The organism is Solibacillus kalamii, assembly GCF_002174535.1.
Taxonomy (GTDB): Bacteria; Bacillota; Bacilli; order Bacillales_A; family Planococcaceae; genus Solibacillus; species Solibacillus silvestris.
The window spans coordinates 106,261-121,158 of sequence record NZ_NHNT01000003.1 but is presented as its reverse complement, the minus strand read 5'-3'; the positions used below and the strand labels follow the sequence as shown (position 1 = coordinate 121,158).

17 protein-coding genes are annotated in these 14,898 nt (G+C 41.1%); 12 read left to right on the top strand and 5 right to left on the bottom strand.

The features are described 5' to 3' along the window. The first annotated feature begins 2 nt into the window (after positions 1-2). From CBM15_RS07535 to CBM15_RS07485, 11 genes are all read left to right on the top strand, one after another. Positions 3-878, top strand: a complete 876-nt coding sequence (locus tag CBM15_RS07535; RefSeq protein ID WP_087616814.1) for an ABC transporter ATP-binding protein — start codon at positions 3-5, stop codon at positions 876-878. 12 nt (positions 879-890) lie between these two features. Beyond that, complete coding sequence (locus CBM15_RS07530; protein ID WP_087616812.1) at positions 891-1,961, top strand: ABC transporter substrate-binding protein; 1,071 nt, start codon at positions 891-893, stop codon at positions 1,959-1,961. A 13-nt stretch (positions 1,962-1,974) separates the two neighbouring features. Beyond that, on the top strand, positions 1,975-2,745 hold the full coding sequence (locus tag CBM15_RS07525; protein ID WP_087616809.1) for an ABC transporter permease: 771 nt from the start codon (positions 1,975-1,977) through the stop codon (positions 2,743-2,745). Beyond that, positions 2,742-3,095: a FixH family protein gene (locus CBM15_RS07520; RefSeq protein WP_087616806.1), complete on the top strand. Its 354-nt coding sequence runs from the start codon at positions 2,742-2,744 to the stop codon at positions 3,093-3,095. Before CBM15_RS07525 ends, CBM15_RS07520 begins: the two co-directional genes overlap by 4 nt. Continuing rightward, positions 3,092-3,583, top strand: a complete 492-nt coding sequence (locus CBM15_RS07515) for a redoxin domain-containing protein (protein WP_087616804.1) — start codon at positions 3,092-3,094, stop codon at positions 3,581-3,583. Before CBM15_RS07520 ends, CBM15_RS07515 begins: the two co-directional genes overlap by 4 nt. Positions 3,584-3,598: 15 nt before the next feature. Beyond that, positions 3,599-4,897: an O-acetylhomoserine aminocarboxypropyltransferase/cysteine synthase family protein gene (locus CBM15_RS07510; protein ID WP_087616802.1), complete on the top strand. Its 1,299-nt coding sequence runs from the start codon at positions 3,599-3,601 to the stop codon at positions 4,895-4,897. 15 nt (positions 4,898-4,912) lie between these two features. Then, a complete protein-coding gene (locus tag CBM15_RS07505; RefSeq protein WP_087616800.1) occupies positions 4,913-5,284 on the top strand; it encodes a chemotaxis protein CheY in 372 nt (123 codons plus the stop codon). Positions 5,285-5,296: 12 nt separating this feature from the next. Then, positions 5,297-6,424 carry an LLM class flavin-dependent oxidoreductase gene (locus CBM15_RS07500; protein ID WP_087616798.1) on the top strand — a complete coding sequence of 376 codons (1,128 nt, stop codon included), beginning with the start codon at positions 5,297-5,299 and terminating at the stop codon, positions 6,422-6,424. A gap of 11 nt (positions 6,425-6,435) precedes the next feature. After that, positions 6,436-7,758: an LLM class flavin-dependent oxidoreductase gene (locus CBM15_RS07495; protein ID WP_087616796.1), complete on the top strand. Its 1,323-nt coding sequence runs from the start codon at positions 6,436-6,438 to the stop codon at positions 7,756-7,758. Positions 7,759-7,770: 12 nt separating this feature from the next. Further along, positions 7,771-8,304, top strand: coding sequence for an NADPH-dependent FMN reductase (ssuE, locus tag CBM15_RS07490; RefSeq protein ID WP_087616794.1), 534 nt, complete (start codon positions 7,771-7,773; stop codon positions 8,302-8,304). Between the two features lie 187 nt (positions 8,305-8,491). After that, positions 8,492-9,385: a 3-hydroxyacyl-CoA dehydrogenase gene (locus CBM15_RS07485; RefSeq protein WP_087616791.1), complete on the top strand. Its 894-nt coding sequence runs from the start codon at positions 8,492-8,494 to the stop codon at positions 9,383-9,385. A gap of 73 nt (positions 9,386-9,458) precedes the next feature. Here the strand turns inward: CBM15_RS07485 and CBM15_RS07480 are convergent, their stop codons facing one another. Genes CBM15_RS07480 through CBM15_RS07470 form a run of 3 tightly spaced genes read right to left on the bottom strand, consistent with a single transcriptional unit; the run spans position 9,459 to position 11,919 of the window. Further along, complete coding sequence (locus CBM15_RS07480; protein WP_087616789.1) at positions 9,459-10,514, bottom strand: LLM class flavin-dependent oxidoreductase; 1,056 nt, start codon at positions 10,512-10,514, stop codon at positions 9,459-9,461. 13 nt (positions 10,515-10,527) lie between these two features. Further along, entirely contained in the window at positions 10,528-11,466 is a 939-nt protein-coding gene (locus CBM15_RS07475) for a ring-cleaving dioxygenase (protein ID WP_087616787.1), read from the bottom strand. An 18-nt stretch (positions 11,467-11,484) separates the two neighbouring features. Next, positions 11,485-11,919 (bottom strand): MarR family winged helix-turn-helix transcriptional regulator, encoded by a 435-nt coding sequence (locus tag CBM15_RS07470; RefSeq protein ID WP_087616785.1) that lies wholly within the window; start codon positions 11,917-11,919, stop codon positions 11,485-11,487. A gap of 139 nt (positions 11,920-12,058) precedes the next feature. Between CBM15_RS07470 and CBM15_RS07465 the strand changes: the two genes are divergently transcribed. Then, entirely contained in the window at positions 12,059-12,493 is a 435-nt protein-coding gene (locus CBM15_RS07465) for a DUF4362 domain-containing protein (RefSeq protein WP_087616783.1), read from the top strand. Positions 12,494-12,549: 56 nt separating this feature from the next. Here CBM15_RS07465 and metC read toward each other — a convergent pair whose 3' ends face one another. Next, entirely contained in the window at positions 12,550-13,713 is a 1,164-nt protein-coding gene (metC, locus tag CBM15_RS07460; RefSeq protein ID WP_087616781.1) for a cystathionine beta-lyase, read from the bottom strand. Next, positions 13,710-14,825, bottom strand: a complete 1,116-nt coding sequence (locus CBM15_RS07455; RefSeq protein ID WP_087616779.1) for a methionine biosynthesis PLP-dependent protein — start codon at positions 14,823-14,825, stop codon at positions 13,710-13,712. The genes metC and CBM15_RS07455 overlap by 4 nt, the downstream gene beginning before the upstream one ends. Positions 14,826-14,898: the final 73 nt, after the last annotated feature.

Below are 14,898 nucleotides of genomic sequence, written 5' to 3'. Positions count from 1 at the left end.
ACATGGTTCAATTATTGGAACGTCCAGTGCCACAACAAAACCCTATATCTGCGGAAGACAGTACCGAATACAAAACAAAGATTAAAGTCCAGCATATCGATTTCAGTTATGATGCGACGACAAAAATTCTGAACAATATTCAGCTTGAAGTAAAAGAAGGCGAGTTTCTCGTATTTATGGGACCTTCCGGATGCGGAAAAAGTACATTGCTCAGAATGATGGCAGGGCTTGAACCATTTTCAAATGGCAATATCGAAATAAACGATAAATCCGTAAAGGAAACGCACCCTGACTGTGGTGTCGTTTTCCAGGATTATTCTTTATTCCCATGGCTGACGGCACAGGCGAATGTCATGCTTGCATTAAAACAGCGAAATAAAAAAATGCCGAAAAAAGAGCTTGCGCATATCGCAGAGCAATATTTGACCCTTGTCCATTTAGGGCATGCCGTAAAAAAATATCCAGGTCAAATGTCCGGTGGTATGAAACAACGTGCAGCGATTGCACGGGCATTAAGCTACGGCTCGGATTTACTGCTGATGGATGAACCATTTGGCGCATTGGATCCTGTAACACGTATTCAACTGCAAGATCTGCTTGTTCAAATTAGTGCCGAACAAAAACGTACAGTAGTATTTGTTACACATGATGTTGACGAAGCGATTTATTTGGCGGATCGGATTGTCATCTTTGCTCCCGGGAAAAACGGGGCGGTGACGAAAAGCATTCAAGTACCGATTGAGAAAAAAGGGACGGATCGTAAAAAACTATTTGAAAACATGGAGTTCCGTGCATTTCGAGAATCTCTTTTAAACGAGATGAACGAACAGATCGTCAATAGTTTAAGAACTGAGATAGCAGATGGAGCAGGAATATAGGAGGATCGTTAAATGAAAAAAACAAATCAAAAATGGATCGTTTCACTTGCTTTATCAGTAGGCTTACTCGCAGCATGTGGAAATGATGAACAAACTTCAAAAGGGGAAGCATCTGGCGATTATGAAATAACGGTCGGTTTAAGTCAATCTGCTGGTGGAACACTTGTCGACATTGCTCATCAGGAAGGCTATTTTGAAGAAGAAAATATTTCTGTCAATCGTGTAGGCTTTGCTAACTCGGCAGATGGTCTGAATGCACTCCAGGCGGGTAAAATTGATGTCGGTTTAACATTCGGTACAGCTGGCCCATTAACATTTATCGCAAACGGCTCGGATTTCTCCATTATCGGAGGCCATTTGGAAGGCGGACACCCGATTTTAACGAAAAAGGAAAATGCGGGGCAATATACTTCACTTGAAAGCTATAAAGGAAAAAAAGTAGGAACAATTCGGATCTTTACATCGGATATTGTTTTCAGATCTGCACTTGAAGATGCAGGTATCGACTGGAAAAACGATTTGGAAATTGTTGAATTTAAAACAGGCAGCATGTTGCTGGAAGCGGTAGCGTCAGGAAAAGTGGACGTTGCAGTATCAGCAAACTCATTCTACGCACAGGCGGTCGATATGGGTCTTGAAGCAGTTGCATGGAGCAATGATTTACAGGAAGGGCATGTATGCTGTCGTGTTGTAACGCGCTCAGAACTGTTGGCGGAAGAAGATGGGGAAGCATATAAACGTTTCTTAAAAGCGCTTATTCGCGCGGAACGTAAAAAGATTGAAGATCCGCAATCAGCAGTAACTGCAGCGAAAGAGTATATGAAAGTCGATGAGAAAGTAATTAATACGATTGTAAACGATAGCCATTCGAATTATTCTTCTGATCCAAGCAGAGAGAAAGTAGTTCAAATGTGGGAACAGATGAAAGAAATTGGCTATGTTGAAAATGTGGATGATATTGATGTAAATGATTACGTAAATATCGATCTATACGAAAAAGCATTAAATGAGTTAATCGAACAATATCCGGATGATGTTTATTACAAAGATCAGCTCGTTCGATTTAATGAACAAAACATTTAAGGGGTGGGATGGAATGCTCACATTTTTTAAACGCTATAATCTTACTATTTTGATAGGAATTATATTTATTGTCATCTGGGCACTTGTCACAAAATATGCGACATGGATTAACCCGGTTATATTCCCGCAGCCGCTAACGGTCATTGAATCCTTTTCAGCAAAAATAGGGGAGCTTGTAACTGGTGTAGTAAGCTCGATGAAATTGCTGATTCCTGGATTCTTCGGAGCATTGGTGACAGGTATTGTAGGGGGACTGTTTTTCGGATTGAACAAACGGTCACGTGAAATATTAATGCCTTACTTTCATGCACTAAGTCCAATTCCGCCAACACTGTTCATTCCATATGTCATTGCGATTTTGCCGACTTTCCAAACGGCATCGATGTCCCTTATTTTTATCGGCGCATTTTGGCCCGTATTTTTAGGGACGATCCATGGCGTACTGCTGATTGAAAAGCACTATCTCGACAATGCTAAATCACTAGGCTTAAAAGGACCGACGTTTTTGCTGAAAGTCGTGTTGCCTGCGAGTGCACCTCATATTTTAAGCGGTGCCAGTACTTCACTCGGTATGAGCTTTCTGATTTTAACGATTGCCGAAATGTTCGGAGCTTCATCAGGAATGGGCTTTTTCATCCAGTATTACAGTGACTTCTCCCAATATCATTATGTACTGGCGGGCATTATTTTTAACAGTATCATTATTGTCGCTGTCATGATTGCATTTGAAAAGTTAAAAAAACGCCTGCTGTTCTGGACAAATTTAAAGGCTGATGGCAAATGAAAAAATTTTTACTTACTGTGCTGCTGCTTGCCGGCTGTAGCGCACAAGCAAACGAAACACTCGATGTAACAATAAATGCCAGTAATACTGAACTCGCAGCATTTGAACCCGTCACGATTTCTGCAACCGTAACCTACAACGGGAAACCGATAGAAAACGATGTTGAAATAGAATTCGAATTGATCAATCCAACCGGCAATTCCATTGGTTCAGTGAAACCAGTCCCGATCGGGGATGGTAAGTATGCGATTGAAACGAGCTTTGACGGTACCGGTACTTATAAAGTAATTTCCCATGTCAGCTATGGCCAACTACATGAAATGCCTGAAATCGAGGTGGAGCTAAAATGAAAAAATGGATTCAGCTATCACTATTTTCTGTACTAATTGTCGCACTAAGCTACGCCATTATTTCAAATACTTCCAAACAGAAGGCAGAAGCAAAATCCGAAGAAATTGTACTTCAAACTTCTTCCGGGGAGCAATTGATCATCCCAGATGAAGGAAGTTACATCATCAACTTCTGGGCAACTTACTGCCCTCCTTGTGAACGGGAAATGCCCGCGTTCAAAGCGGCGTATGAAACGCTTCAGTCTCATAACATTGAACTTTATGCAGTCAATGTGGAAGAACCGACAAGACTGGTCAATCAATATTTAACGAAATTCGATTTACCGTTTCCAGTTCTTTTAGATCGTCAAGGGCAGCTGAAAGAAAACTATAACATTATAACATTGCCGACGACATTGTTTTTACAGGACGGAAAAGTCGTACACACCGTAATAGGTGAACTGACAGAACAGGAATTGCTTACACTCACGCAAAAATTTCTTTATTAAAGGAGAATCTTTTATATGACATTTTTCAATCAGGAAACAATCGCTCTCCATACAGGTCAAACAGTTGACCCAGTAACACGCTCACGTGCAGTTCCGCTGTATCAGACAACTTCATATGTATTTGATGACACAGAACATGCAGCGAACCTCTTCAAATTACAGGAAAGCGGCTACTTATATTCGCGAAATGCCAATCCGACAAATGCAGTATTTGAAGAGCGTCTTGCCGCACTGGAGGGCGGTGTCGGAGGATTTGCAGTCGCTTCAGGACAGGCGGCAATCTTAATTGCTGTATTGACTGTCGCACAAGCAGGAGATGAGATTGTAGCAACGAATGCCCTTTATGGCGGGACGTATACATTGTTCTCTAAAACATTCCCTCGCTTCGGTGTAACAGTACGCTTTGTAGAAGGATCTGACTTACAGGAAGTTGAAGCAGCAATCAATAATAAAACACGCGCCGTATTCACTGAAACAATCGGCAATCCGAGCTTGCAAATTGCGGATATTGAAGGATTGGCACAAGTAGCCCACCGTCATGATGTACCGCTTATTGTCGATAATACATTTGCGACACCTTACTTATCAAAACCGATTGAATTTGGAGCAGATATTGTTGTGCATTCCACAACGAAATTTATCGGAGGTCACGGAACATCATTAGGCGGTGCGATAATTGATGGCGGTAAATTTGAATGGAAAGCGCCTCGATTCACAAGCTTTGTTGAACCGAATGAATTAATCGGCAACCGTTCATTTGTTGAAGCAGCTGGAGAAAAAGCATTCATTACGAAAGCACGCTTCGAGCTGGGGCATGATCTAGGTGCAACATTATCGCCGTTCAATGCATGGCTTTTCATTCAAGGACTTGAATCACTGGCAGTGCGCGTTCGACAGCATGTTGTAAACGCGCAGGCAGTAGCTGAATTTTTAGCGGAACATGATTTAGTGGAATGGGTAAATTATCCGACACTACCTGGCAATGATCCAAATAATTTAATTGAGAAGTATTTACCAAAAGGGGCAGGTTCGATTTTCAGTTTCGGCATTAAAGGTGGTCTAGAGGCGGCGAAGGCATTTATTAATAATGTTCAGCTCCTTTCACATGTTGCCAATGTTGGCGATTCGAAGTCACTTGTCATCCATCCTGCAAGCACTTCGCATTCTCGTCTATCACCGGAACAGCAGATGGCAAGTGGGGTAACACCTGGTCTGATTCGTTTATCAATCGGTCTGGAAGATATTGAAGATATTAAAAACGACTTGGCGCAAAGCTTACAGAAAGCGGCCGAAGTTGCTCAAATAATAAAATAACAGGGGGATTTTAACATGGCGATTGCAGTTGTAGTAAATGATGAAGGTATTGTAACACCGATTGTGGAAGGAACGATTTTACGTATTATTCAGCAGGATCATTCTGTAGAAGACTTGCGTAATCCGGCACTCGATTTAACTGAAGGACGCCGTGGCGCTACATTACGTAAGGCAATTGAACTGGGAGTGACAACTTTTGTAGCACCACCTGAAACTTTCTGCGAATTATCTTACAAAAAAGCACAGGAAGAGCAAATTTCGTTTATTAACATTCCGGCAAAACAAACTTTTTCACAAGTGGCAGAGCAGTTGAAATCAGGCACTATTCAACAAACAAACGAATTACCGGCTGATGAAGTAGTAGCTAGTGCACCGGTTACAAAATAAGGAGGAATTAAAATGACAAAAGTAGAGTTTATTACGATGGCACCAACTTCTGGTGATAGTGAATATGTAGGAAACCAAACGTCAAACAAAGGTGCACAAACATGGTCAGGCGTCGGCGTTGATTCTGATCGTGAACCTTCTGTGGAGTATATTACAAAAGTTGCACAGGCCGCTGAAAAAGCGGGCTTTTCAACATTACTGTTACCGATTGGCGGAAGCTGTGTGGATTCATTGGTTGCGGCATCGCATTTGACAGCGAACACAAAAAACTTGAACTTCCTGATTGCGGTTCGACCTGGTTCTACTGCCCCTACACAACTGGCAAAACAGTATTCATCAGTCAACTACTGGTCGAATAACCGTGTATTTGTCAATGTCGTAACAGGCGGCGCACCAAAAGAACTTGAAAATGACGGGGATTTCTTATCACATTCAGATCGTTACAAGCGTACACGTGAGTATATTGAAATTTTAAAACGCCTGTTTAACGGGGAAACGTTTGATTATAATGGCGAGTTTTACACATTAAAAGGAGCGAACTTACCATTGCCTGTTAAAAATGCACCACCAATTTTCTTCGGTGGTTCATCACCAATTGCAAAAGAAGTTGCAACAGATGTGGCTGACGTATATATGCTTTGGGGTGAAACATTGGAAACGACAAAACAAGAGCTTGATTCGGTTGTTAAATTGGCAAAAGAAAAAAATCGCGCTCTTTCTTACAGCGTTTCATTCCAAGTCGTATTAGGTGAAACAGAAGAAGCTGCATTCGAAAATGCGAACAAAATTATTAGCCAAGTCGACCCTGAAGTATTGGAAGCAAAACATGCCAACACAGTAAACAATGGAGCGGTCGGTGTAAGCCGTCTTCATCAGTTAATGCTTGAGTCTAAAGGCAATAATTTTGTGATTGCCCCGAATATTTGGGCAGGGTTAACGCAAGTTTTATCAGGCAATTCGATTGCGCTGGTCGGGACACCACAGCAAGTAGCTGAGCGCATTGTGGAGTTTGTCGATTTAGGTTTTGATAAAGTACTTCTGCGTGGTTTCCCTCATTTGGAGGTCATTGAAGAGATTGGTGAAAAGGTCATTCCACTTGTTCATGAAATATTAGCTAAACGCGAAGAACAGTTAGTGTAGGAGGTACGCAAATGACAAAAAAACAAATGAAATTAGGCGTATTTTTAATGGGTACAGGGCATCACATCGCTTCATGGCGTCATCCGGATGCACAGGCTGACGCAAGCGAGAATGTAGAATTTTTTAAAGAAGTTGCTGTCAAAGCCGAGCAAGGTAAATTAGATATGCTGTTTTTAAGTGATGGTTTATCATTTAATGAACTTTCACACCCGGCAGAGCAAGTTCGCTTTGAACCACTTACATTACTAAGTGTTTTATCAACGGTGACTAAAAATATCGGTTTAACCGCTACTGCTTCAACAACGTACAATGAGCCATTTCACATTGCACGTAAGTTTTCATCGCTTGACCATTTAAGCGGGGGGCGTGCTGCATGGAATATTGTAACAAGTTACTATTCAGCAGAAGCGAGCAACTTTAACAAGGACCAGCATTTGGATCATTCTCTGCGTTATGATCGGGCAGACGAATTTGTGGAAGTAGTAAAAGGTCTATGGGATTCTTATGAAGATGATGCATTGGCACGTAATAAACAGACAGGTGAATATATTACAAAAGGGAAGCTGCACACGTTAAACCATAAAGGTGAATATTACGCAGTTCGTGGTCCGTTAAATTCATCGCGTCCACCTCAAGGAAGACCGGTTTTAGTACAGGCTGGATCATCGGAAGCCGGTACCACACTTGCGGCACAGCAAGCAGATGTTATTTTTACTGCACAGCAGACGCTTGAAGATGCACGACAATTTTATAAAATACTGAAAGACAAGGCAATTGCTGCAGGACGTGACCGCGATGATATCAAAATCATGCCGGGCGTGTCGATTTATGTAGCGGAAACGAAAGAAAAAGCTTATGCCAAATATGAAGAACTGCAACAGTTAATTACACCGGTAATAGGCTTGGACTTTTTAGCAGACTACTTAGGGGTGGATCTGTCGAAACATGACCTGGATGGCCCATTGCCGAAAGATATCCCTCCGACAAATGGTAACCGCAGCCGTCAGAAGCTGATCATCGAACTGGCGGAACGTGAAAACCTGACAATTCGTGAATTGTATTTGCGTATCGCCGGATCACGCGGTCATCGCATTATATTCGGTTCGCCAAGTGAAATAGCCGATCAGTTAATTGAGTGGGTAGATCAGGAAGCGGCAGATGGCTTTAACTTAATGCCTCCGTATTTCCCGGGCGGCTTTACCGATTTTATTGATTTAGTCATTCCTGTGCTTCAAAAGCGCGGGGTATTCCGTAAAGAATACGAAGGCAAAACGCTACGTGAAAACTTAGGCTTAAAACAAGTTCCATCCCGTTATACTTTACAAAATATTTAGGAGGAGTGAATCATGACAAAAGCGATTTTAATTAATGGTGGAAACAGTGTGACATCCCGATTAACAGGCGTACAGCAATCGATTGAATCATTGCTTGAGAAGTATAATATTTCGCATGAAACAATTCAGGTTCATCAGTTGCCTGCGGAAGATTTAATCACTGCGAATTATGCGAGTGAAGCTATTGCAAAAGAAATTGTCAAAGTAGGGGAGGCTGATATCGTATTTTTCCTCACACCGATCTATAAAGGCTCCTATACTGGCATTTTAAAAACATTTATTGATTTGCTGCCGCAAAAAGGCCTGGAAAACAAAGCGGTCGTACCAGTTGCAATCGGCGGATCAATCGCACATTTATTGGCTTTGGAATATTCCTTGAAGCCGGTACTTTCTATTTTAGGAGCGACAACTATTTCAAGTCCAATTTATATCGTTGATTCACAAGTAACAAAAACGGACACTGGCTTTATAGTGGAAGAAGCAGCAAAAGAACGCATCGAAAAGGTATGGGAAAGTGTTGCACCTAAAAGTAAAGTAACTGTATAATTTGAAACCCGCGAAGGAGTCATTCCCTTCGCGGTTTTTTTATTGCATGAATAACTCTAACTCATTGTCAATATATGAAGTAATCCTTTTCATTTCCTGTAAATATGGGAATACTCTCAATGGATTACGTTCATTTTAAATGGAACAGATTAAAAGTAATTGAGCTTATTACAAAGGAGAGGTCCATATGAATTATAAAAAGGTTACAATTGCGGGCAGCGGTGTATTAGGAAGCCAAATCGCTTTCCAGTCTGCATTTTTCGGATTTGAAGTAAGTGTTTATGATATTAATGAAGACGCAATTACTAAAGCAAAACAGCGGATGGGAACATTAAAAACAACATATGGCGAATATTTTCAAGACGTTGACCGTGCAGAAAAAGCATCTAACAGTCTTAAGTTTTACTCGGATTTAGGAGAGGCGACAAAAGATGCAGATCTTGTTATTGAAGCAGTGCCGGAACGTATTGAGATCAAACAGAACTTTTATGAAAAGCTCGGGAAAGTGGCACCTGAAAAAACAGTCTTTGCTTCCAATTCCTCAACATTATTACCGAGTCAATTTGCTGAGTTTACTGGCCGTCCGGAAAAGTTCCTGGCCCTGCATTTTGCGAACTCGATTTGGCAAAACAATACTGCGGAAGTAATGGGGCATCCCGGAACAGATAGGCAGTATGTGGAACAAGTGGCAGATTTCGCACGGAATATCGGTATGATTCCGTTTGTACTGAAAAAAGAGCAGCCAGGCTACATTCTTAATTCTTTATTAGTACCGTTTTTATCTGCTGCAATGGAACTTTGGGTGAAAGATATAGCAGATCCCCAAACGATAGATAAAAACTGGATGGTTTCAACTGGCTCGCCACGCGGACCATTTGCAATATATGACATTGTAGGAATGGAAACACCATATAACTTAAACTTAATGCGTGCAGAACACGATCCTGGAGCTAAATTAGTAGCTGAAAAAATTAAACGTGAAATGATCGATCAAGGGAAAATGGGTGTTTCAACAGGCGAAGGCTTCTACAAATACCCGAATCCGGCCTACATGGATCCTGACTTTTTAAAATCGAATTAATGTATAGTGAAAAATTGCCACTTTTCTCCGAGAGACAAGTGGCAATTTTGGATTATGAGCCAACCGCTTCATTTTATTTCGCAGTATACTTTTTAATCGCAGGGATGATCTCGTTACCGATCAGTTCAATATTTTTCATTACTTTATCAAACGGCACACCGCCAAAATCGATTTGGGCCATGAAACGCTGCATGCCGAACAATTCATATTGGTACAGGATCTTTTCGATAATTTGGTTCGGACTACCGACCATGAGTGCATCTTCCACTTGAGGTGCCTGTTCCACTTGCCAGCGCGGATAGCCTTGACCGCGAATTGCCTGGAATCCGCCGCTTAAATGCGGGTGCATCCCGTCAACCGCTTCTTTTTCCGTTTCCGCAACATAGAACAGACTCGTCGTTGCAATCGGTAATGATGCAGCATCAAATCCGTTGCGATCTGCCGCTTCACGGTATGCATCAACAGAAGCTTTAAAGTTAATTGAAGGTCCGCCTAATGTTGTCAGCATCATTGGAATTCCCATATAGCCAGCTTTAATCGCACTTCCGGGAGGTCCGCCAACAGCACGCCAAATCGGAATCGAGCCATTTAAAGGTTGAGGTAAAATATGTGCATCTTTTAAAGCAGGACGGAATTTTCCGTTATAGTTCACAACCGTATTGTCATTTAACTGTTTAAGCAAAGCGAGCTTTTCCTCAAATATTTCTTCGTAGTCACGCAGACTAACCCCGAACAGCTCATGTGCGCCAACCCTTGAGCCGCGTCCTGCAACAATTTCTGCACGGCCATTTGAAAGTAAATCGATTGTCGCAAAATCCTCGTAAACACGAACTGGATCCGCCACACTTAATACCGTCGCAGAGCTTGCCAGTTTGATGCTTTTTGTTGCCTGGGCGATCGCACCAAGTACGACTGTATGCGCCTGTGTTGTAAAATATTGCTGATGACTTTCACCGACTGCAAATACTTCGATTCCTGCCTGTTCTGCTAATTGACTTGCTTCGATAATTTCCTGAATTCGCTGCTGTGCAGAAATGCGTGAACCTTTTAAAGGATTCGGAATGTGGTCACCTAATGTATAAAGACCAAATTCCATCCCGTTTTTTTCATTGATTCGATATTGTTCCATTTCATTTGCCTCCTTATAAAATTGGCTTTAATTTTGCTGTAATTTCCGCACGCTGAAGTTCTAAAAAATCCGGTAAATCCAATTGTTCCCCGAGCGACTCCACATCGCCGTCGCGTAAAAAGCCTGGTCCATCTGTCGCAATCTCAAATAAAATTCCGTTCGACTCACGGAAATATAAGCTTTTAAAATAGAAACGGTCAACAATGCCGGATGAGATAAATCCTCTCGCTTTTACTTGTTCATCCCAAAACGCCAATTCTTCATCATTTTTTACGCGGATGGCTAAATGGTGAATACTGCCGCGACCAGGTTTTTCTGATGATCCGTCCTGTTCAATAATGTAAATTTCCCCAAATATTTCACCATTGATTGATTGGAGAATGGCAGTCGTTTCATCCTTTGTTTTCAATTCATAGCCAAAGATTTCAGTTAATGTTCGAACCAGTTTCCCTTTATTTTTCACAGTTATTTCAACAGTACCCATTCCTTGAATTTGATGTTCAACCGGAATCGGGGATTTTTCATACGTTTCCCAATGTTCCATCTTTGTATTGGGGGCAGCCATAAGTGCCAAACGCAAACCTTCCTCATCTTCAAAAAGGAGGGAAGGACGGTTCGCATAAGTTGTAATACCATCATTTTTTACACCCAATTCATCCAATCGATTTACCCAATAGAGCAGGCTGTCAACACTTGGTACAATCAGACCAATTTTTGTAATGGCATTTGTGCCTCGGTGTGTCCGCCCGACTAAAGGAATCTCGAAAAATGAAAGCTCTGTACCCGGACTGCCTGTTTTATCACCATAAAAGAGATGGTACATTGATGTGTCATCCTGATTGACTGTCACTTTAACACGGCGTAATCCTAAAATATCACGGTAAAATTTGTTGTTTTGCTGTGCATTCTTCGTAATCATCGAAATATGATGATGTCCTGGAATTGTATACATTGTTCATTCCTCCAATTATTATTTACTGCGCTTTTCGCTATTTTTTTGGACACGAGAGATTAATTTATATAGGGTTTTTTGCTCTTCCTTCGTTAATGTTTCATCGAAAAAAGAGGTCTGGAAGGCGAGTTGGGCGTCAAACGCATTGTTTAAAAGTTCAGTACCTTTTTCAGTTAATGAAATATATTTTGTTTTCCAGTCTTGCTGTCTAATAATCAGTTGTTCTTGCTCAAGTCGTGCCAGCATACGGGAAATTCCACCTTGTGTTACTGTCACTTTTTGTGCAAGCTCCGATTGGGGAATCGGTTCAAATAAAGAGATTTGCATTAGGACATCGAATTTCGCCGTAGTTAAATCAAATTGCTTTAAAAATTCATTCGAAAGGGTATTACTTTCATGGGTAAAGCGCATCATTCGCAGCCAAATGAGAGAGCCTAATGTATTACTTTTCATCTGAACACGTCCTTTCTTAGTTATCACTTTACTACTCAACTGACAAAATGACAAGAATAATGTCTCGAATTCAAAATAAAATATCATTGTAACTATTTTCCTTTTTTTACGTCAACTTTAGAAAGGGGATGAAGGATGAATGAAAAAAATACTTGTATTTAGTTTGTTGCTACTATTAGCTGGTTGTAATGATAACGTGCAGCATTTCGAAACAATGGAACGGGCGGAAATCGAATCTATAGATAATGATCGAGTGATTGATCAACATGGACAGCTTGAGAATTCGGATTTATTACATCAGTTTTTGAAGGATGTTGAAGATAAGGAACAAAAGACACTTAAAGTAACTCGCTATACAATCGAGGGTGCACCAATTTATTGGGCTGTAAAATTTAATGGCGAGCATTTTAACATTGAAATTGATAACAGGGAAGACGAATGGGGAAGTAAAAATATTGAAAACTATCAATGTGATAAATTGACGGAGGAAGTAACCGGTTCATTAACAGATTATAACTTTACGTCTTGTGACGGCGGCTTTGAAATCAATTTATTATCGGTAATTAACGAATAAGCGACATTATAAAAGGCCGATAAAATCTGCTTTAAGAGATTTTACCGACCAAAAATTTACTTGATTTTATTTGCGATCTCCAATGCTTGTGTAAAGTCTTCAATTAGATCATCTTCATTTTCCAAACCGACTGAAAAGCGCAGCAAACCGTCTGTTATTCCGCGTTTTGAGCGTTCTTCCGGTTCCATTGCCGCATGACTCATTTTGGCTGGGTACGATAAGATCGATTCAACACCACCAAGACTAACCGCAAATACCGGGATTTTCATCGCTTCAACAAAAGCTTTAGCAATGTCATAGGTCGGTAAACTAAACGATAATACCGCTCCCGCTGAAGTTGCCTGTGCCGCATGAATTTCAAAACCTGGGTGAGTGGGGAGACCAGGGTAATATACTTTTTCCACTAACGGATGTGCGTGTAAAAATTGGGCGATCCGCATTGCAACACGTGATTCTTCATTAAAACGTACAGCAGTCGTTTTCATATTTTGAATGAGTGTGTAGCAATCCTGTACACCGAGTACAGAACCGAATGAATTTTGCACGAAATAAATTTCATTACCGAGCGCTTCATCTTTCGTTACAACAAGACCAGCTACTATATCGGAATGCCCCGATAAAAACTTTGTTGCAGAATGAATGACAACGTCTACACCTAACTCCAGCGGCTTTTGATGCAACGGTGTCATAAACGTATTATCTAAAAACGTTAGCGCACCATGTTGTTTCGCGATTTCTACCACAGCACGGATATCGGTAATACCTAATGTAGGATTCGAAGGTGTTTCCATATAAATTAATTTCGTTTCCGGTCGTACTGCTGCTTTTACTGCTTCCGTGTCAGTGAAGTCGACAAATGTATGCGTAATGCCGTAACGTGGCAATACTTTTGTAACGAAACGGTACGTACCACCGTAGACGTCTTCGGTAATAACAATATGGTCGCCTGCAGATAAAATCATAAAGCAGGCAGAGACAGCAGCCATACCTGTGGCAAATGCAAACCCTCGATTACCGCCTTCAAGTTCGGCAATGGCCTTTTCCAATGCGGCACGTGTCGGGTTTCCTGAACGCGCATAATCATATTCACCAAATTCATCAATCGATTCCTGATGGAAAGTCGATGATAAATACATCGGTACGTTGACAGCGCCTTTTTTATCGGAATAGCCTTCACGGATTGCCCCGTGTATTAATGCTGTTTCAATGCGGTTTGTCATGCAAATTCACCTCGTAACGAATCGAAAACTTGCTGTAAGTCTGCGATTAAATCATCTGCTTCTTCAATACCTACTGAGAAACGAAGTAACCGGTCACATACACCTCGTGCAACACGTTCCTCATATGGCATATCGGCATGCGTTTGCGTAGCAGGGTAAGTAATAAAACTCTCCACGCCTCCAAGACTTTCGGCAAAAGTTATCAGCTTGATTCCTTTTAAAAACGGGTTGACCATTGATCGATCTTTGACGCGGAAGGAAAGCATACCGCCTTTTCCTGTATACAGTACATCTGTCACAAGAGGTTCATTCGCTAAGTATTCCGCAACTTTTTTTGCATTCGCATCATGCTGTTTTAAACGTAAATGCAATGTTTTCAGTCCGCGAATCAGCAACCATGAATCCATCGGTGAAAGCACCATACCAATCCCATTATGGTAAAATGCTAACTTTTCACATAGTTCAGCACCTTTTGCTACGACTAGACCTGCCAATACATCATTATGTCCACCAATATATTTCGTTGCACTATGTAAAACAATATGTGCACCTAATTCAAGGGGACGCTGAAAATACGGAGTGTAAAATGTATTGTCTACGATTAGCAATAAGTTATGTTTTTCCGCTAGTGCCGCATATGCAACAAGATCGATTTCCTGCATTAACGGGTTTGTCGGAGTTTCGATAAACAATGCTTTCGTATTATCATTGATTAAACTTTCAACCTCTTCAATGTTAGTAAATGGGTTATATACCGGTTTAATATTGTAGTTTTCCGCAAATGTTTTGAATAGACGATATGTTCCGCCATATAAATCTTCCGGAACGATTAATTCATCGTTCGGTTTAAATAATGACATGACAAGCTGTACTGCCGCCATTCCTGAGCTGCATGCAAATCCCGCATCGCCGTTTTCCAGATCTGCGATTCCTTGTTCAAGGATTGTACGAGTAGGATTTTTAGTTCGTGTATAATCATAGCCTGTCGATTCACCTATACCCGTATGCTGATAAGCTGTCGACATATAGATCGGTGGATTGATCGCACCTGTTTTGGCATCACTTAAATTTCCGAGCTGTACTAATTTTGTTTCAATTGAACGTTGTGACATGGATTACACTTCCTTACATGAATTTACTAAACATTTCGAATGAATCGAGTATTACATCAATTTATCATGAACA